This window comes from Luteibacter sp. P1_D3 (genome assembly GCF_056406135.1).
In genome coordinates this window covers 52,241-69,170 of record NZ_JBFUAT010000014.1, presented here as the reverse complement: position 1 = coordinate 69,170, position 16,930 = coordinate 52,241, and the positions used below count along the sequence as shown (strand labels likewise).

The 16,930-nt window shown below is 65.4% G+C and carries 17 protein-coding genes; 9 read left to right on the top strand and 8 right to left on the bottom strand.

Features of this window, described 5'->3' with window-relative positions; genetic code table 11:
• Positions 1 to 41: 41 nt before the first annotated feature.
• Genes AC1DYM_RS11225 through AC1DYM_RS11215 form a run of 3 tightly spaced genes read right to left on the bottom strand, consistent with a single transcriptional unit; the run spans position 42 to position 2,840 of the window.
• On the bottom strand, positions 42 to 1,079 hold the full coding sequence (locus AC1DYM_RS11225; RefSeq protein WP_052767135.1) for a response regulator: 1,038 nt from the start codon (positions 1,077 to 1,079) through the stop codon (positions 42 to 44).
• Positions 1,079 to 2,449, bottom strand: a complete 1,371-nt coding sequence (locus AC1DYM_RS11220; protein WP_477338273.1) for a sensor histidine kinase — start codon at positions 2,447 to 2,449, stop codon at positions 1,079 to 1,081. Before AC1DYM_RS11220 ends, AC1DYM_RS11225 begins: the two co-directional genes overlap by 1 nt.
• 1 nt (position 2,450) lies before the next feature.
• Complete coding sequence (locus AC1DYM_RS11215) at positions 2,451 to 2,840, bottom strand: cytochrome c (RefSeq protein ID WP_477338271.1); 390 nt, start codon at positions 2,838 to 2,840, stop codon at positions 2,451 to 2,453.
• Positions 2,841 to 2,904: 64 nt separating this feature from the next.
• Between AC1DYM_RS11215 and AC1DYM_RS11210 the strand changes: the two genes are divergently transcribed.
• Positions 2,905 to 3,720, top strand: coding sequence for a tRNA threonylcarbamoyladenosine dehydratase (locus AC1DYM_RS11210; protein ID WP_477338269.1), 816 nt, complete (start codon positions 2,905 to 2,907; stop codon positions 3,718 to 3,720).
• Between the two features lie 3 nt (positions 3,721 to 3,723).
• Here AC1DYM_RS11210 and AC1DYM_RS11205 read toward each other — a convergent pair whose 3' ends face one another.
• Positions 3,724 to 4,788, bottom strand: coding sequence for an aminotransferase-like domain-containing protein (locus AC1DYM_RS11205; RefSeq protein WP_477338267.1), 1,065 nt, complete (start codon positions 4,786 to 4,788; stop codon positions 3,724 to 3,726).
• Positions 4,789 to 4,825: 37 nt separating this feature from the next.
• Between AC1DYM_RS11205 and AC1DYM_RS11200 the strand changes: the two genes are divergently transcribed.
• The 4 genes from AC1DYM_RS11200 (at position 4,826) to AC1DYM_RS11185 (ending at position 9,322) form a co-directional block, all read left to right on the top strand.
• Positions 4,826 to 5,116, top strand: a complete 291-nt coding sequence (locus AC1DYM_RS11200; protein WP_477338265.1) for a GIY-YIG nuclease family protein — start codon at positions 4,826 to 4,828, stop codon at positions 5,114 to 5,116.
• 32 nt (positions 5,117 to 5,148) lie between these two features.
• On the top strand, positions 5,149 to 6,009 hold the full coding sequence (locus AC1DYM_RS11195; RefSeq protein WP_477338263.1) for a 2OG-Fe(II) oxygenase: 861 nt from the start codon (positions 5,149 to 5,151) through the stop codon (positions 6,007 to 6,009).
• Positions 6,010 to 6,272: 263 nt separating this feature from the next.
• Entirely contained in the window at positions 6,273 to 8,411 is a 2,139-nt protein-coding gene (locus AC1DYM_RS11190; protein WP_477338261.1) for a M1 family metallopeptidase, read from the top strand.
• Positions 8,408 to 9,322 carry a hypothetical protein gene (locus AC1DYM_RS11185; RefSeq protein ID WP_477338259.1) on the top strand — a complete coding sequence of 305 codons (915 nt, stop codon included), beginning with the start codon at positions 8,408 to 8,410 and terminating at the stop codon, positions 9,320 to 9,322. The genes AC1DYM_RS11190 and AC1DYM_RS11185 overlap by 4 nt, the downstream gene beginning before the upstream one ends.
• Positions 9,323 to 9,349: 27 nt before the next feature.
• On the opposite strand, the gene AC1DYM_RS11180 is transcribed toward AC1DYM_RS11185, so the two are convergent.
• From AC1DYM_RS11180 to AC1DYM_RS11170, 3 genes are all read right to left on the bottom strand, one after another.
• Positions 9,350 to 9,886: a GNAT family N-acetyltransferase gene (locus tag AC1DYM_RS11180; protein ID WP_046967374.1), complete on the bottom strand. Its 537-nt coding sequence runs from the start codon at positions 9,884 to 9,886 to the stop codon at positions 9,350 to 9,352.
• 22 nt (positions 9,887 to 9,908) lie between these two features.
• Entirely contained in the window at positions 9,909 to 10,370 is a 462-nt protein-coding gene (locus AC1DYM_RS11175) for an SET domain-containing protein-lysine N-methyltransferase (protein WP_477338257.1), read from the bottom strand.
• 102 nt (positions 10,371 to 10,472) lie between these two features.
• Positions 10,473 to 10,799, bottom strand: a complete 327-nt coding sequence (locus AC1DYM_RS11170; protein WP_477338255.1) for a ComEA family DNA-binding protein — start codon at positions 10,797 to 10,799, stop codon at positions 10,473 to 10,475.
• Positions 10,800 to 10,996: 197 nt separating this feature from the next.
• On the opposite strand from AC1DYM_RS11170, the gene AC1DYM_RS11165 reads away from it, so the two are divergent.
• The 4 genes from AC1DYM_RS11165 to AC1DYM_RS11150 all read left to right on the top strand — a co-directional run bounded on the left by AC1DYM_RS11165 (position 10,997) and on the right by AC1DYM_RS11150 (position 14,971).
• Positions 10,997 to 12,439 carry a M20 family metallopeptidase gene (locus AC1DYM_RS11165; protein ID WP_477338253.1) on the top strand — a complete coding sequence of 481 codons (1,443 nt, stop codon included), beginning with the start codon at positions 10,997 to 10,999 and terminating at the stop codon, positions 12,437 to 12,439.
• Entirely contained in the window at positions 12,436 to 13,140 is a 705-nt protein-coding gene (locus tag AC1DYM_RS11160; protein ID WP_477338251.1) for a YggS family pyridoxal phosphate-dependent enzyme, read from the top strand. The genes AC1DYM_RS11165 and AC1DYM_RS11160 overlap by 4 nt, the downstream gene beginning before the upstream one ends.
• A 266-nt stretch (positions 13,141 to 13,406) precedes the next feature.
• A complete protein-coding gene (locus AC1DYM_RS11155; protein ID WP_477338249.1) occupies positions 13,407 to 14,129 on the top strand; it encodes a C40 family peptidase in 723 nt (240 codons plus the stop codon).
• 77 nt (positions 14,130 to 14,206) lie between these two features.
• Positions 14,207 to 14,971 (top strand): pseudouridine synthase, encoded by a 765-nt coding sequence (locus tag AC1DYM_RS11150; protein ID WP_477338247.1) that lies wholly within the window; start codon positions 14,207 to 14,209, stop codon positions 14,969 to 14,971.
• 725 nt (positions 14,972 to 15,696) lie between these two features.
• Here AC1DYM_RS11150 and kbl read toward each other — a convergent pair.
• Positions 15,697 to 16,896 carry a glycine C-acetyltransferase gene (gene kbl / locus AC1DYM_RS11145; RefSeq protein ID WP_477338245.1) on the bottom strand — a complete coding sequence of 400 codons (1,200 nt, stop codon included), beginning with the start codon at positions 16,894 to 16,896 and terminating at the stop codon, positions 15,697 to 15,699.
• Positions 16,897 to 16,930 lie beyond the last annotated feature (34 nt).

The following is a 16,930-nucleotide window of genomic DNA, read 5'->3' as shown; positions in this document are numbered from 1 at the left end:
ATCCGGTACGAAAGCGTCCTCTTATTGAGAAATGAGCCCGATTAGATGAAGCGCGGCCTGCTGTCCGCGGAGAGACTGAGGTCCTGCTCGCGCAGCCAGCTCCGGTACGACTTGATGTGCTGCAGCCGGAAACGCTCCACGTCGTCGATCAGCGCGTAGTAGTACCACTGTTCGCCGGACACCGCCGTGGCGGGGTACATGTGGGCTTCCGGATTCTCCACACCCTTGTGGTAGAAGCCGTCGCGGGAGCGGAACCAGGGCAGGGCTTCGCCGCCGCGGAGGGCGTCGAGCACGGTCTGGGGGGCGCCCAGATCTGCCGCAATTTCATAGTGGGTGCGCAGGTCCTCATCGGTCTGGACGAGGAGGAAGCGGCCGATACCCCAGGCATCGATCAGCAAAAGCCCGGTGGGATTGCAGTGCACATAGCACTCCACCGGCTGGAACGTGGCAGTGACGCTCTGCAGGACTTCGCGAAACGCCGGGTCACGCAGGAAGCGAAAATTACCCAGCGCCAGGGTTTCGGCCACGAAGGCGCTGGCCCGCTCGAAGTAGCGCCGCTGCAGCTCGGTGATGGCTGTCTGGAGCTTTTCGATGGCCAGGGGGTCGTTCTTGCGGATGAACCGGTCGATGACACCCGAATTGAAGGCATCGATGGCCGTGGCGTCGTCCGCACGGCCCGTCAGCAGGATCTTGCCGATATGCGGATTCGGCAAGCGCTTGCAAAAGGTGATGCCGTCCATCTCGGGCATGGCCTGGTCGACAACCACCACGGAAATCTCCGCGAAGCGCTCCGGGTCGTAGACCACCCGGTGGATCGAGTCGATATCGAGCGCCACAAGTTCTTGCGTTTCGGAGGGTCGATCCTTCCAGCGATACAGCCAGCCGCCCCCTGGGACCGGGCGGCTGCCGTTGTTGCCCAGGGTGGCCAACGCGCTACGCGGCGAACTGAAGGTACGGACGCGGACCATCGGGTCGAGCAGGAGCGGCACGACGTCGAGATACTCCTCGTGGTCGTCCACGAGGAAAGTCGTCGTTGGAAAGTGGAAGGGCTGGATATCGCCCTGCGAGTTCAACGTCATCACTGCCGGTCCCCGGTCTCCGCATGCGGAAAGGTTAGGGTGAATTCGGTGAATTCACCCAGATTCGTTCGGCAGACGATGCCACCTCCCATATGCTCCATCGCCGCGCGGCAAAAAGCGAGACCTATTCCTAGCCCGGTGATCGATCCGGTACCGGGGCTGTCGCTCGAATAGGAGTAAAAGCGGTTGAAAATGCGGGGAACGACGTCAGGCGGGATGCCCGGACCGGTATCGTAGACACGGATGCGGCTGGCCCGTTCACCCGGTTCGATGAACACGCCGATATCGCCCTTGCCCGCCCGATCGGTATGAAAAAGTGCATTGCGGAGCAAATTGAACAGGACGTGCACGACCAGGCTCTCCTCGCCGAGGAGGCGGAAATCGCCGGTCGGCGACAGCGTGATCCGCTCGCGCTCGGCGCGGGATCCATACGGAAAGCGCCGCAGCGCCTGTTCCACGCACTCGCGGGCGGTGAGGGGGATCAGCGGCACCTCACCGATCGGCCGGGCTGACAGCAGCAGCATGTCGATGATGGTGTTGGCGTAGGTGACCTCGCGCTCCATGACGCCGATACTGCGCTCCAGCGCATGCAGGTTCTGCGCACGCAGCTCCGGCACGGGCAGGCCTCCGCCCTCGGCCAGGCGATGGCTGCGGATCAGGTCGGGCATGAAACGGGCGACGGCACGTGCCGCGATGCGCAGCGATCCGAGCGGCGTGCGCAATTCGTGGGCGATATTGTTCGAGGCGGCGGTCAGCGCTTCGATGCGCGATTGCTCGGCCATCGTGGACGATACCGTGCACGTGGCACCGCCGACCATGCCGAACAGCAGCAGGGGCAGGTACTCGAGCATCGTCTGCGTATGCAGGTGCGCCTCGGGCGAGAGCACGAAAACCAGGCCTGCGAGCAGGCTGCCGATGCTGAAAACAAGGAGAAAGCTGACGATGTCGAAGAGCATCATCAGCAACATCACGCAGGCCAGGTGCGTCATCAGCCAGGCCGGCGTGGCGTTGCGCAGGGTCATGTAACCGACGAAGAAAGGCATCGCCACCGTCATGGCGAAATACCAGTACGTCGGCAGGTGCGTGCGCAAACGGCGCGGCCACCAGGGCAGGAGGGCGAGCGGAATGAAGGTGGCGCTGCAGACCAGCCGCATCGGCAGGTTTTCGTAGGGCTGCGGAAACAGGTACGCCCACACCGGGTAGTAGACGGCGAGGCAGAAGCTGCCGACCACGCCGATCGCGACCATCTTCGGCTGCGAGTAACGGGTGCGCAGGAACATCGTGGTTTCGAAGCGTGCCATGGCGCGCGCAAGCAGCCACCACTGCATGCGGAGGAAGCCGGTCGGCCGTTCGGGCGCGGATCCGGTCATCTCAGCGGAATCGCTGGTGACAGGACTGGCAGGCATCGCCGACCGGTTTCAAGACGGCGGCGAGGGCCTCGCAGGTGCCAGGCGTGGCGTCGACGGCCTGGTCGAGCGCCTTCAGCAGGCCGTCGTCGGCCTGGGCGAACGCAGGCTCCATGTCCGGGAAGGCCTCGCGAATGTCGCCGGCCGTCTCGCGCAGGCGGCCCAGATGGCTGGCGCTGCCCTTGGCATCGCACTGTTTCGCCCGCACGTTGGCCTGCAGTACGCCCATGTGGTGTTGCATCACGGCCATGACGCCATCGTGGAACGGCGTGCCCTGGCGAAGTGCCGACAGAGCGAACGTGGCGCCCATGGCGCCTACGGCCAGCCCCAGGATGACGAGAAGCAACGCGCGCATCGGTGATCCATGGCTTTCCGGACTGTCAGCATAGCGGACGGTCCCATTCTTTCAATATGAGACAATGAGCGTCATACCCCACACCGAGATCCCCGTGAGTACGGCCCAGGCCGAACGTTTCGCCGGCATCGAGCGGCTCTATGGCCGCGGCACCCTGGATCGCCTCGCTCACGCACACGTGTGCGTCATCGGTGTGGGTGGCGTCGGCTCGTGGGCCGCCGAAGCGCTGGCGCGCAGCGGCATCGGCAGGCTCACCCTGATCGATGGCGACGACGTCTGCCTGTCCAATACCAACCGGCAGATGCATGCCCTGGATGGCCAGTACGGCAAGCCCAAGGTCGGTGTCGTCGCCGAGCGGGCACACGCGATCAGCCCGACCCTCCGGCTCGAAGCCATGGAGCGTTTCCTGACACCGTCCACCCTGGACGAACTGCTCGATCGCAACTACGACGTGGTGATCGATGCCTGCGATGCGCTCAAGGTCAAGCTGGAGACCGTGGTCTGGTGTCGCCGGCGCAAGGTGCCCCTGGTCACCGTGGGGGCCGCGGGCGGTCGCACCGATCCGACCCTGATCCGCGTTCGCGACCTGTCGCGCACCGAGCATGACGCCATGCTCAGCATGATCAGGAAGAAGCTCCGCCAGGAGCATGGCTTCCCACGTAACCCCGATCGTTTCTTCGGCGTCTCGGCGGTGTATTCAATGCAGAACGTGCAGTACCCGCAGCCCGACGGCAGTGTGTGCGGCGTGCGACCGCCGGGCAGCGATGCCTTGAAGCTCGACTGCGGTGGCGGCCTCGGTGCGGCCACGCATGTCACGGGTGCGTTCGCTTTTGCCGCGGTCGGCAAGGCTCTCGAAAAGCTGACGGCCACCAAGGCCTGAGCCTCAGCGAACCTCGGCGACGATACGCAAGGCGGTTTCCAGTCGGTCGATGTCTTCCTCCGCCCCGAGGCACAGCCGCAGGCCTTCGGCGTGCTCGCCATCGGCCGCCAGCGGTGTCGACGGCGTGAGTCGCACCCCACGCGCCATGGCTCTCGCCTCCAGGCCTTCCGCGCCGTCGCCCGGCAGCCAGACATGCAGGCCGTTCGCGGTCACCAGGTCGTCGCCGAGGAGACGGCGGGCGAGACGGTTGCGCTCGACCATGCGCTCGGCGAGGTTCGCCAGCAGCGCGTCCGCGACGCCATCGGCCATCCATCCGGCCACGATGGCGGGGAACAGCGAAGGCAGTCCATCGGTGCTCAGGCGTATCGCCGAGGCTGCGCGCTGCTGGCTCGCATCGTCGGGAAGCAATAACCAGCCCACGCGTAGTCCTGGCCCCAGTACCTTGCCGATGCCGCCCGCGTGCAGGCAGCGGTCGGGGGCGAATTCGGCCAGTGGGGGAAGCGCATCGCTGTGCTGCCATGCCAGTGGCGAGTAGACATCGCCCTCGATGAGGGTCAGGTCGCGTTCCGTCGCCACGGCCGCGATCTGTCGACGACGCGCCAGCGACATCGTCGACGTGGTCGGGTTCTGCAGTGTCGGCTGCACGTAGACACAGCGGGCGCCGGTCGTCGCGGCCAAACGCTCCAGCTCGGCAGGCAGCATGCCTTCGCCATCCATGCGCACGCCGGCGACGCGGATGCCGCGCGCTTCGGCGCTGGCACGAAAGCCGTGGTAGGTCGACGATGCCACGATAAGTGTATCGCCGGGGGCGCAGGCCTCGTCCAGCGCCAGCGATAACGCATGCCGCGCGCCGAGGGTCACGACCAGGCGGCGGGGATCGACGACGACATGGCCGCAGCGTCGCCGCATCCAGCCGGCGATCGCTTCGCGCGTGCCCAGGCTGCCGTCCATCGATGGATAGGCCAGCAGTTCGGGGTTCACCGGGAAAGCGGCCAGGGCATCGGCAAGCCGTGTCGCTGCCGCCGTGCGCAGGGGGAGATTGACGGCCAGGTCGTAGTGGGCGTTCATCCAGCCATTGTAGGGTGGCAACGGGTACGCTTACGTCATGTGGTGCGTCTATCTCATCGAATGCCGCAACGGCGCCTGGTACGCGGGGATCACCAACGATCTGCCCGCGCGTTACGCCGCGCACGTCGCCGGGAAAGGGGCGCGCTACACGCGGGCCAATCCGCCCGTGCGCCTGCTCGGCTCGCGTGCCTTCGCCGACCGGTCGGCGGCATCGAAGGCCGAGTGGGCGGTCAAGCGCCTGCCCAGGCAGCGAAAGCTCGCCTGGCTTCAGGAGACCGCAGACGCGCCAGCTGGCGACACGACGGCCGCCGATCGCGGCACAATGTGAGCGACCGCTCCGCAACGATGCAGGAAAACCCTTTGCAAACGCGCTTCCACACCAAGGTCACCCAGGACTGGCAGGACTGGATCCGCGAGGCCCTGGCTGCCGGCAACGCGCCGGCCGAGCTGCTGTTGACCATGAAGCAACATCAGTTCGATGACGGCGTGGCCCGCGAGGCGATCGTCACGGCCTTGTTCGGCAGTGCGACTGCCCCGGCGGCGGCGCACGCCTCGGCGCTGACGCCGTTTCATGGGCGTCTGGACGAAGGCCACGTGCTACGCACGCCCGATCGCGATGTGCGCGTCCTGCTGCGTATCGCCCGGCCGACGATCGCCGTGCTCGACGGCGTGCTCAGCGACGAGGAATGCGATGCGCTCAAGCAGATGGCCATGCCGCGGCTCGAGCGCTCGGCCGTGGTCGGCGTCGCGGACGGGGTGAATACCGTCATGGATATCCGTACCAGCGATGGCGCCTATTTTCAGCGCGCCGAGAGCGATTTGATCCGGCGTATCGACGCACGCACCGCGGCGATCATGCGCTTGCCGGAAGACCATGGCGAAGGGCTGCAGGTCATGCGCTATGGCCAGGGCGGTGAGTACCTGCCGCACTTCGATTATTTCCAGCCGGAGGAAAAGGGTAGCCAACCGCATCTGGCCACCGGCGGTCAGCGGGTCTCCACCCTGATCATGTACCTGCACGATGTCGACGCCGGTGGCGAGACGATCTTCCCCCGCATCGATTTCAGCTACGTGCCGCGCAAGGGGCAGGGGTTGTACTTCGAATACACCGCGGCCGACGGCTCGCTCGATCCGCTTTCGCTGCACGGCGGTGCACCGGTAATGCGAGGCGAGAAATGGATCGTGACCAAGTGGATGCGCGAGCGCGCCTTCGCCGGCTGAGCGTTCGTCCCCGACCGTGACCTCTGGCCTATATCGGGCCAGGGTCGGAGCCCGCAATCTCGCGGGATACCAGGGGAGAGGTGCCAATGCGCAATTGTGGGTGTGGGAGCCGCTTCAGCGGCGAAAAGCTTACAGAGCAGAGACGCCGTCGCATGCCCACTGACGCATTTCGCCTCGCCATCGCCGCAGTCCTCTTATGCAGTACCGCCGCCTCAGCCCAAGACCGCACACCACCGTCGGCGTCTACATCGGCCGTTGCACCCGTGACGCCCGTTACCCCCGTGCCCGCGGCAACAGCTGCCCCCGTGCCGACCGAGATTCCCTTCGCCTCGCCGCACGCCGCCTTCGTCCGCACGCCCAGCGCGCCGACCGCGTGGGGTGGACCTCGCACGGGGCAAGAGGCGACGCTGTCCGATCGGGTGGTGTCGTATCGCATCCAGGCTCGCCTGGACCCGGAGAAACACACGGTCGACGGCCAGCAGCAGCTGACCTGGCGCAACCGCAGCGACCGGCCGGTGAGCGCGGTCTTCCTCCATCTCTATCTCAATGCCTTCGAAGGCCAGGGCAGCACCTTTTTTACCGAGCGCGGCGTGCTGGCGGCGCACGGTGGCTCACGTGGCGTCGCCGAGGTGAAGAAGGGCGAGTGGGGCCACATCGACCTCGGCAACGTCGATCAGGACGGTGCGCCGCTGAAGTGGCGCTACGTGCATCCGGACGGCGGCCCCGCCACCGATCACACGGTCGTTCGCATCGATCTCGCGCAGGCGGTGCCCGCGGGCGGCAGCGTCACCCTCGACATGAACTTCCACAGCCAGCTGCCGCGGGTGATCGAGCGCACGGGTTACGTCGGTAAATTCCATCTGGTCGGCCAGTGGTTCCCGAAGATCGGCGTCCTCGAGCTACCGGGCGAGCGTGGGGCAACCGAGCCACGCTGGAACGTGCATGAGTTCCACTTCAACAGCGAGTTCTATGCCGACTTCGGCGAGTACGACGTGCGCATGACCGTGCCTAAAGACTATGTCGTTGGCGCCGTCGGCGAGCAACAGGGCGACCCCACGCCGGAAGGTAACGATCTCACCTGGCACTTCATTCAGGCCGATGTGCATGACTTCGCCTGGATGGCCGCTCCGGGTTACAAGACGCTGGATGGCGAGTACACGGGGCCCGGTAGCCCGCGGGTCAAGGTGCGCGTCATCTATCCGGCGGAGTACGCGGTGGATGCGAAGCCGGTGCTCAAGGCGTCGATTGATTCGATCGCCTATTTCTCGCAGACGCTCGGTCCCTATCCGTACAAGACGCTCACCGCCGTCGTGCCGCCGTTGAACGCCAGCGAAGCCGGCGGCATGGAGTACCCGACGTTCTTCACCGCCGATAACTACAACCCGGTGGCGCCGAAGACCTTGAACGAATACCTGCTGGACTTCGTGACCATCCACGAGTTCGGACATGGCTATTTCTATGGGCTTCTCGCCTCGAACGAGTTCGAGGAGCCGATGCTCGACGAGGGATTGAACGAGTACTGGGACGACCGGATGCTGCGCGAGCGCGACCAGATGGTGTACCTGACGCAGCCGGTGTGGAAGTTCTTCGGTGTCGAGGCGCCACTCGGACCGTTCATGCTCGAACGGATGGTCGCGACGCTCGCTCATCCGGCCGATCCGCTCGGCCAGAATGCATGGGACCGCCTGTCCAGTTCGGCGTATGCGACCGTGTATTCACGCACCGCCACGGCCATGCACGATCTCGAGGAGCGCCTCGGCAAGCCGGTGATGGAGAAAGCCTTCCGCGACTACTACACCACCTGGCATTTCCGTCATCCGTCGATCGCCGACCTGCAGGCAAGCCTCGCCGAATCGTCCGGCAAGCCCGCCGTCGTGTCCCAGGTTTTCGAACAGTACGTCTACGGTACCGACACCGTGGACGATCGCATCAGCGAGATTGTCAGCGACGAAGTGCTGCCCCTCGCCGGTACGTCGATCAAGGACGGTAAGCGTGTCGAGTTGAGTAACGACGACAACGACGAAGCCGTCGAGAAGCAGCGCGACAGCTGGGAAAAGACGCATCCGGATGCGAAGCCTGGCACCGGCCCGTTCCCGTGGAAGACGACCGTCACCGTGCGTCGGGACGGTGCCCAGGTGGCACAGACACTGAAGGTGACCTTCGCCGACGACTCGGTGGAAACCGTACGCTGGGATGACGATCGGCGCTGGGCACGGTTCGTCTTCACCAAGCCGGTGAAGGCCACCTCGGCCGAACTCGACCCGGAGCACAGGATTTACCTCGACGCGAACAAGCTCAACGACTCGCGAACCGTCAAGGCAGATCACGCCGCCTCGAACCGCTGGGGCTCGGATTTCGCTGCCCTGCTGCAGGGTATCTACACTGTGCTGGGGACCCTATGAACAGCCATTCCAAACGTTCGGCCCTTGCCGCCATCGGTAGCGGTGCCCTTGCCGGCCTGCAGTGGCGCCTGCTGCTGTTGTGGGTCCTGATCTCGCTGCTGCCGACGCTGGTCGTCGCGCTGCCGCTATGGAGCACGCTCGATGCGCTGCTCGGACACTCCGTCCACGCCGAGGCATGGGCGCAGCACTTCGATGGCTTGATGTTCGGCGATGTGTTCGTCGCCCTGGGCCGCGACAATCCATGGATCGGCATGGCCTTCGTCGCGGGTCTGATCCTTACCCTGGCGATTTCGCCGTTTCTCACCGGCATGGCCGTGGCGGGTGGCCGCGCCGGACGTGCGCTGAGCTTCGGTGGCCTGTTGCAGGGTGGCGCGACCGAATACGGGCGGATGCTGCGCGTCCTGGTGTTGGCGCTGATTCCCTACGCCCTGTTCGCCCTGGTGGCGAAAGCGGCGTCGTCCTTCGCGGACGACAAGACGGACGCGGCGCTGCTACCCGCGACGGCCGACATGTATGCCTATGGTGCGCTCGCCGTCGCCTTGGTGGTCTTCGCGATCGCGCAGGCGGTGGTTGAATCCGCGCGTGCCCAGTTCGTCGCCGACATCGGGTTGCGTTCGGCGTTTCGTGCCCTGGGGCGTGGCTTCATGCAGTTCGTGCGCCGCCCGTTCGCCAGCTTGCTGGTGTACCTGGTGATCACCCTCGTCGGTACGCTGCTGGCGGTCTTGATCGCCGCGTGGCGGGGTCACACGGTGGCGGCGGGAAGTGGCCTGCTCGTTGCTTTCCTGATCGTGCAGCTGGGCGTCATCGTCATCGCGTGGATGCGTACCGCGCGCCTGCTGGCGATGGCGGGTATCGCCGCGGTCAGTCCAGCGCATCGTCGCCGCCGTACGGATTTCGCGCCGGCGCTTTGATGGCCGGCGTTTGCGCCGTGCGAGCGATCAGCTCGCGCGGCGGACTTCGCGGTGTGGCGGGTAGTAGGCGAACAGATGCGTCGCCCCGCCGAGGAAATCGATGTTGTCGATGTGCTCGCCACCCAGGCGCTCGGCGACGTGGTCGGAGGCTTCGTTGCCGATGCGTACGAGGCTGATGACGCGCTGGGCGTGCATCTCGTTCCAGGCGAAGGCGAGGATGGCTTCTCCCGCTTCCGTCGCATAGCCGTGATGACGGTGCTCCGGCTTCAGCATCCAGCCAAGCTCGAGGTCGGGCCAGCCTTCCGGTTTCATCAGGCCGGCACGGCCGATGAACTCACCGGTCTGTTTCAGTTCGATCGCCCACATGCCACAGCCACGGAGGGCCCAATGGCCGAGCAGCATGGCCATCGAGCGCCAGGCGTTCATGCGATCGAGAGGCTGGCCGTCACCGATCCAGCGCGTACTCTCGGCGTCCGCGAGCATTTTCGCGTAGTCGTCGAAATGGCGTTCGGTGAGGGCGGTCAGCCGCAGGCGCGGCGTTTCCAGAACAGGGATATCGGACATTGCCATCGAAGTGACCAAGGGATCAGCCGAGCAGGGCGGCGAGGGCGCGGGTACTTAGCGCGAGGCTGTCCTGCCAGGACAAGCCGGTTATTTTCTCACCAGTTGCAGCGTCGTTAAAGCTCTCGTTCTCATTTGGCGGAAGGAGATGGCGATAATCGATTGTGATTTCAGTACCTTGCGGAAGGTTCTTCGAGGCAAAAATAAATCCCAGGTGCCAGATTCCGGTCGGTTCGAAGCTGTGATTGACGTAGCACTCGTCCGGCCAGTCGGGCGAAACGGTGTATCGGTCCTCGAACCAGCGGGCCGCGGCGAACTGGTTGGCGGCCAGGGCGGGCGTGGCGAGGATCTCGGCCCAGGTGTGCGTACGGTCGATGGCATCGGGCGCGGTCACGATGCGTCCGGCGTCGACGGCTTCGTCGACGAACAAGCCCTTGCCGGCGCCGGGAATACCGGAATCGGCGATGCGGTAACGCGGCAGGATCATCGGATCATCAGGCCCCTGTTCCCGCCGGCAGGGCGAAAAAAGCGCCGCCGGCACGGGGCGCGAGTGTAGCGCGTTCGGCCGGCGACGGAAGGGGTGGGAGGCTCAGTCGTCGGTGTGTGCGCTCGCGGCCTTGGCCGGACGAGCAGGCCGGCTCTTCTTTGCCGGCTTGGCGCCGTCGACGAGGATGGATTCGCGATTCCGGTCGACCAGCGACTGGCCGATGCCCTTGACCGAGGTCAGCTGGTCGGCACTGTCGAAGTCGCCGTTGGCCTCGCGCCAGGCAATGATGGCCTGGGCCTTGGCGAGGCCGACGCCATCCAGTGCCTGGGCGAGGGCGTTGGCATCGGCCGTGTTGATGTTGACGGGCGTGCCGGCCATGGCTGGCAAGGTGACGAGAAGGGCGGTGAGGGCGAGGGCGAGACGTTTCATGGAGGCTCCTGGTGGGGCGCGCCGGATGGCGCCGAAGCACTCTGACTGGCCTTCCGGCGCGGGCGAACCGGTGATACGCCGCAGTCGATGTGCGCTCCGGGCGCGGCGCGGGCCACGCGCCGGCCCACCCGGCGTCGGCGAAGCACGCTCATGAGGCGCTGTTACAATCGCTCTCTGACCCCACGAGTCCTTCCCCCATGGATACCTCTCGCATTTCTTCCTTCGTCAGCGGCCTCTGGGACGCGGAAATCGTCCCACAGCTGGTCGAGTACATCCGCATACCCAACAAGTCGCCGATGTTCGACACGAAATGGCGCGAGCACGGCTACATGGATCAGGCGGTCGCCCTCATGGAGAACTGGGCACGCACCAAGCTGGGTGCCCTCGAGGGTGCCTCGCTCGAAGTCGTCCGCCTGGAAGGCCGTACGCCGCTGATCTACATCGACGTGCCGGCGCAGGGCGTACAGGGCGCGGGCACGGATGAAACCGTGGTGCTTTACGGTCATCTGGATAAGCAGCCTGAGATGACGGGCTGGGCCGAGGACCTCGGTCCGTGGACGCCGGTGATCAAGGGCGACAAGCTTTACGGTCGCGGCGGCGCGGACGACGGCTATGCCATCTTCGGCTCGCTTGCCGCCTTGCTGGCGCTCCGTGATCAGGGCGTGCCGCATGCGCGCTGCGTGATCATGATCGAAGCCTGCGAAGAATCCGGCAGCTACGACCTGCCGTACTACGTCGACCACCTTGCCGACCGCATCGGCAATCCGGCCCTGGTGGTCTGCCTGGACTCCGGTTGCGGCAACTACGACCAGCTGTGGCTGACCACCTCCTTGCGCGGCATGACCGGCGGCAACCTGACTGTCCAGGTGCTCGAAGAGGGCGTGCATTCGGGTGACGCGTCCGGTGTGGTGCCGTCCAGCTTCCGCATCCTGCGCGACCTGCTGAGCCGCCTGGAAAACCCGCAGACGGGTGCCATCGTGCCGCCCGAGCTGTACGTCGACATCCCGGCGCAGCGCGTCGACCAGGCGCGCCGTTCCGCCGAGGTGCTGGGCAATGACATTTACGACAAGTTCCCGTTTGTCGACGGCATGAAGCCGGTGACTGACGATCTCGCGGAGCTCGTGCTCAACCGCACCTGGCGTCCGCAGCTGGCCGTGACCGGCGTGGGCGGCATGCCTGCGCTGGACAGCGCGGGCAACGTGCTGCGCCCGAAGACGGCAGTGAAGCTCAGCCTGCGCGTGCCACCGACGCTGTCCGGCGCCGAAGCTGGCAAATTCCTCAAGCAGTTGCTCGAGAAGGACCCGCCGTACTGCGCCAAGGTCACTTTCGATCTCGAGAAGGACGGCAGCGGCTGGAATGCACCGGCGCTTTCGCCATGGCTCGAGGAAGCGGTGGCGAAAGCTTCGGAGCATTACTTCGGCGCGCCGGCAGCGTACATGGGCGAGGGCGGCAGCATCCCCTTCATGGGCATGCTTGGCGAGAAATTCCCCCAGGCGCAGTTCCTCATCACCGGTGTCCTTGGTCCGCACTCCAACGCCCATGGTCCTAACGAGTTCCTGCACATCCCCACGGGCAAGCGCGTGAGCATGGTGGTCGCCGACGTGGTGGCCCGCCACTTCCAGGAAGCCGCGAAGGCATGACCATCGATCCCGGCACGCTTGGCGGTCGTCTGGCGGCCGTACGCGCGGCGATCGGGGATGCCTGCGTACAGGCGGGACGCGATCCGGCGGAGGTCACCCTGCTGCCGGTGAGCAAGACGTTCGATGCCCAGGTGGTCCGCGAGGCGGTCGGCCTGGGCCTGCGCCGCTTTGGCGAGAACAAGGTGCAGGAGATCCAGGCCAAGTCCGCCGCGCTGGCCGACGAGGCGCTCGCGTGGGTGGTCATCGGCCACCTGCAGACGAACAAGGCCAAGGCGGTGGCGGCCATCGCGAGCGAGGTGCAGTCGCTCGACCGGCTCGACCTTGCCGTCGCCCTGGATAGAGCCCTGCAGGCCCAGGGCAGGGGCATCGATGTGCTGATCCAGCTGAAGACATCGCGCGAAGCCACCAAGTTTGGCCTCGATCCCGACGCCTTGCCCGCTTTCCTCGGGCAGATGAGCGCCTTTTCATCGTTGCGGGTACGCGGGCTCATGACCCTGGCCGAGGCGTCCGACGACGAGGCGGTCGTGCGGGGCTGTTTTCGGGCGCTGTATCAGTGGCGTAACAGGTGCCGCGAGGCCGGATTTCCGCTCGAACGATTGTCGATGGGCATGAGTGGCGATTTCGCCCTGGCGATTAGTGAGGGCAGTACCGAAGTGCGAATCGGCAGTGCCATCTTTGGGACAAGGACCTACAAGCCTTAGTGGTGTCCACCAAGGGCTATGACGGATTCGGCTGTCGTGACGACTCCCGGATCTGGTCACAAATGTGAAAGCAACTCCTTATATCCATTCAGAATTCCATCCCGCAGACCGCAGTTTCCTGCGACTTCTCTGAATATTTCCTAGGAATGGCATCTTTTAACTTTATGCCAACAACTATCCGGATGGGGTTTGCTAACTTCACTGCTCGTTCACGGTCGTCCCACACGTTGGCGGCTTAACTTTCCGATGAAAAGGCCTTCTCGCTCATGCTTTTAAAGCGACTGACCGCTCTCGCGTTAGCCACCACTTGTATCGCTGCCGTAACACCCGCCTTTGCCGATTCCGTCACGCCGTCACAAGGTCTCGACCAGTCCGCTTCGCTGTTGTTGACCGACCTGCCGGTGTTCGCCCCGGCCGCGGCGCTCGCCCAGTCCACGGTTCCCGACCTTGCTTCGCTGACCGCGCCGAAGGCGCCGGCTCCGGCCGCTGCCCAGGTCGCTTCCGCCCCCGGCGATGCCGACACCGATAACCAGGCCGACGACGATGACGACAGCCTCGTCGCCGCCGCCACCGCCAAGCTCGCCGGTCACGTCGACGGCCATGCCCGCGAGTCGCTCCTGGCCTTCGCCATGAAGCTCCGCGATATCCGTTACCACCGTGGTGGCCGTGCACCGTCCACGGGCTTCGATTGCAGCGGCTTCGTCCGCTACGTGTTCATGCACAGCATCGGCCTCGATCTTCCGACCAACTCCGCCAGCCAGTTCCTCGCCGGCCTGAAGGTCAAGCGCAACGAGATGAAGACGGGCGATCTGGTTTTCTTCCGCACTCGCGGCAAGGCCATCTCGCACGTCGGCATCTATATCGACAACGGTCAATTCATCCACTCCCCGTCCGCAGGCAAGACGGTGCGCGTGGATAGCCTCAACGAGGCCTACTGGGCCCAGCACTTCGTCGGCGCCAAGCGTCCCGAAGGCATCGCAAAGATCTGACGGAAGCCCTTCAACGACTATTTCCGAAACGGCGTGCTCCGGCATGCCGTTTTTTTTGTCTGCGATATCCTATGCCGATGTCTCGCCAGCCTCCCCGCGCGCCCGGTCCCCGGCTGCGCCGTCCCTCGACACCCGTCTTCGGTCTCGCCCGCGTGCTGTCCAAGCGTGGCATCTGCTCGCGCAGCCAGGGTGAAAAGCTGGCCCGCGAGGGCAGGGTCCGTGTGGATGGCAAGATCGTTCGCGATCCGGAGTTCCCCATCGCCGGCCACGAGCGCATCGAACTCGACGGTGCCGGGACGACGTCTGCCGCACCCGTCTATATCGCCATGAACAAGCCGCGTGGCGTGGTCGTCACGGCATCGGACGAGCAAGGGCGCGATACGGTTTACTCGTTGCTCGAGGGCGCGGGATTGCCCTGGCTGGGGCCGGTGGGTCGCCTCGACAAAGCGAGCGAAGGCCTGCTGTTGCTGAGCAACGACACGGTATGGGCCGCGGGCATCACCGAGCCTGCGACGCACGTGGCCAAGACCTATCACGTGCAGGTCGACGGCCGACCCGATGAGGGAACGGTTGCCGCCATGCTCGAGGGCGTTGTCGATGAGGGGGAGACCTTGCGCGCGACGGCGGTCTCGTTGCTCCGGCAGGGTCAGCGCAACGCCTGGCTTGAGGTGACGCTAGACGAAGGGCGCAACCGGCATATCCGCCGTCTGCTGGCCGCGCTGGGTTTCGAGGTTAGGCGACTGCTTCGTACGGCTATTGGCGATCTGGTATTGGGCGAACTGGCGAAGGGGCAATGGCGGCACCTGACGGAAGCCGAGGTTGCGGCGCTCCGTAGGCGGTGAGCTTGCGGTGTGTGGGAGCCGATTCATCGGCGATGCTCTTGGCAAATGACCGCCCGCTTCGCGAGCGCATGTTTTAAGCGGCAATTGCCGCATCACGCTCGTGCTGCCGGGGAAGTCGCGGTCGGGTTGGCCCTGGGGGCCGCCGGCGCAGCTCTTCGAGGCGGGCCGTAGTTACGCTTTCGCTTGCACGGAAACTGAGCGGCCCTCAGCTTATGCGGCCCCCAGGGCCAACCCGACCGCGACTATCGCGAACGAGGGATTGCGTCGCATTGTGCCGGCGGTTAACCGCTCGCCTCGTCACTGCAAGGCCTCACTCGCTTGCTCGATGCCCTGAGGGTTCGCCGATGAATCGGCTCCTACAGGAGACATCTGCGTTGCATGGGGGCGTGGCGTCGGTGCTCTCCTTTCAATCGACCTCAGGGTGAGGAAGAGCCGGCGGGTGCCAGCCTCGGGGGCGGTAGCGGAGGCGAGGGCTGCGGCTGGATCAGGCCCGTCAGGGGGCCGGCCAGGACGGCCGGCCTTTTCCGCGAGACAGGATGTCGAGTCGGAAAACCCCAGTCGACGCCCGGCCCGGCCCGTAGGGCAATAGATAAATGGCCGCGCTCGCGGCCCTCCTTGGCGGGACGCCGCAGCGTGGCCCCGAGGCTGGCACCCGCCGGCTCTTGCGACGTATTGCGAGCGCGAGGCCGAAGGCGAGCTCTCCCAGGAGATGCTCAAAGAGTTCTTCAGGCCTTCAACACGCCCAACGCCTTGCCCACCTTGGTAAACGCGGCAATCGCCTTGTCGATGTGCTCGCGTGTGTGTGCGGCGCTCATCTGCGTGCGGATGCGCGCCTTGCCCTGCGGCACGACCGGGAAGAAGAAGCCCGTCACATAGATGCCTTCCTCGAGCAGGGCGGTGGCCATCGCCTGGGCCTGCTTGGCGTCGTAGATCATCACCGGGACGATGGGATGCTGACCCGGACGGATGTCGAAGCCGGCCTCGGTCATCTTCTCGCGGAAGTAGCGGGTGTTCTCTTTGACCTTGTCACGCAGGTCGCCGGCGGCATCCAGCATGTCGAACACCTTGCTGCCGGCCGCGACGACGTGCGGCGGAAGCGAGTTCGAAAAGAGGTAAGGGCGCGAGCGCTGGCGCAGCAGCTCGATCACTTCGCGGCGGCCGGTGGTGAAGCCGCCGAGGGCGCCGCCAAGGGCCTTGCCGAGGGTGCCGGTGATGATGTCGATCTGGTCGAGTACGCCGTGGACTTCGGCGGAGCCGCGGCCGGTATCGCCGAGGAAGCCGGTGCAATGGCATTCGTCGATGTGGACGAGCGCGTTGTACTTCTTCGCCAGGGCCGTGATCTCGGCAAGCGGTGCTACGAAGCCGTCCATCGAGAAGGCGCCATCGGTGGTGATCAGCTTGGTGCGCGCGCCGGCGGCATCGGCCGCCTGCAGCTGGGCTTCCAGATCGGCCATGTCGCAGTTGGCGTAACGGAAGCGCTTGGCCTTGCACAGGCGGATGCCGTCGATGATCGACGCGTGGTTGAGCGCGTCGGAAATGACCGCGTCCTCTTCGCCGAGCAAGGGCTCGAACAGGCCGCCGTTCGCATCGAAACAGGCGGCGTAGAGAATGGTGTCTTCCTTGCCGAAGAAGCTGGCGATCTTCGCTTCCAGTTCCTTGTGCAGGTCCTGCGTGCCGCAGATGAAGCGCACGCTGGCCATGCCGAAGCCGTGGGTATCCAGCGCGTCCTTGGCTGCCTGGATCACCTCCGGATGATCCGCCAGGCCCAGGTAGTTGTTCGCGCAGAAGTTGAGCACCTTGCGGCCGCCTTCGAGCTGGATCTCGGCGGACTGCGGCGACACGATGATGCGCTCGCTCTTGAACAGACCCTGTTCGCGGATGGAGTCGAGTTCGCTGGCGAAGCGCGTCTGGCCCGGATAGGTCATGGTGGAAAGTCCGGTGGGAGGAATTCTCAATTGT

Bases quoted from the DNA above. Each gene is read 5' to 3' on its own strand.
- AC1DYM_RS11150 (WP_477338247.1), top strand. From the start codon at position 14,207: ATGTCTCGCCAGCCTCCCCGCGCGCCCGGTCCCCGGCTGCGCCGTCCC.
- kbl (WP_477338245.1), bottom strand. From the start codon at position 16,896: ATGACCTATCCGGGCCAGACGCGCTTCGCCAGCGAACTCGACTCCATC.
- AC1DYM_RS11210 (WP_477338269.1), top strand. From the start codon at position 2,905: ATGAGCGTCATACCCCACACCGAGATCCCCGTGAGTACGGCCCAGGCC.
- AC1DYM_RS11225 (WP_052767135.1), bottom strand. From the start codon at position 1,079: ATGACGTTGAACTCGCAGGGCGATATCCAGCCCTTCCACTTTCCAACG.
- AC1DYM_RS11170 (WP_477338255.1), bottom strand. From the start codon at position 10,799: ATGAAACGTCTCGCCCTCGCCCTCACCGCCCTTCTCGTCACCTTGCCA.
- AC1DYM_RS11160 (WP_477338251.1), top strand. From the start codon at position 12,436: ATGACCATCGATCCCGGCACGCTTGGCGGTCGTCTGGCGGCCGTACGC.
- AC1DYM_RS11185 (WP_477338259.1), top strand. From the start codon at position 8,408: ATGAACAGCCATTCCAAACGTTCGGCCCTTGCCGCCATCGGTAGCGGT.
- AC1DYM_RS11180 (WP_046967374.1), bottom strand. From the start codon at position 9,886: ATGTCCGATATCCCTGTTCTGGAAACGCCGCGCCTGCGGCTGACCGCC.
- AC1DYM_RS11220 (WP_477338273.1), bottom strand. From the start codon at position 2,449: ATGACCGGATCCGCGCCCGAACGGCCGACCGGCTTCCTCCGCATGCAG.
- AC1DYM_RS11155 (WP_477338249.1), top strand. From the start codon at position 13,407: ATGCTTTTAAAGCGACTGACCGCTCTCGCGTTAGCCACCACTTGTATC.
- AC1DYM_RS11205 (WP_477338267.1), bottom strand. From the start codon at position 4,788: ATGAACGCCCACTACGACCTGGCCGTCAATCTCCCCCTGCGCACGGCG.
- AC1DYM_RS11215 (WP_477338271.1), bottom strand. From the start codon at position 2,840: ATGCGCGCGTTGCTTCTCGTCATCCTGGGGCTGGCCGTAGGCGCCATG.
- AC1DYM_RS11175 (WP_477338257.1), bottom strand. From the start codon at position 10,370: ATGATCCTGCCGCGTTACCGCATCGCCGATTCCGGTATTCCCGGCGCC.
- AC1DYM_RS11200 (WP_477338265.1), top strand. From the start codon at position 4,826: ATGTGGTGCGTCTATCTCATCGAATGCCGCAACGGCGCCTGGTACGCG.
- AC1DYM_RS11165 (WP_477338253.1), top strand. From the start codon at position 10,997: ATGGATACCTCTCGCATTTCTTCCTTCGTCAGCGGCCTCTGGGACGCG.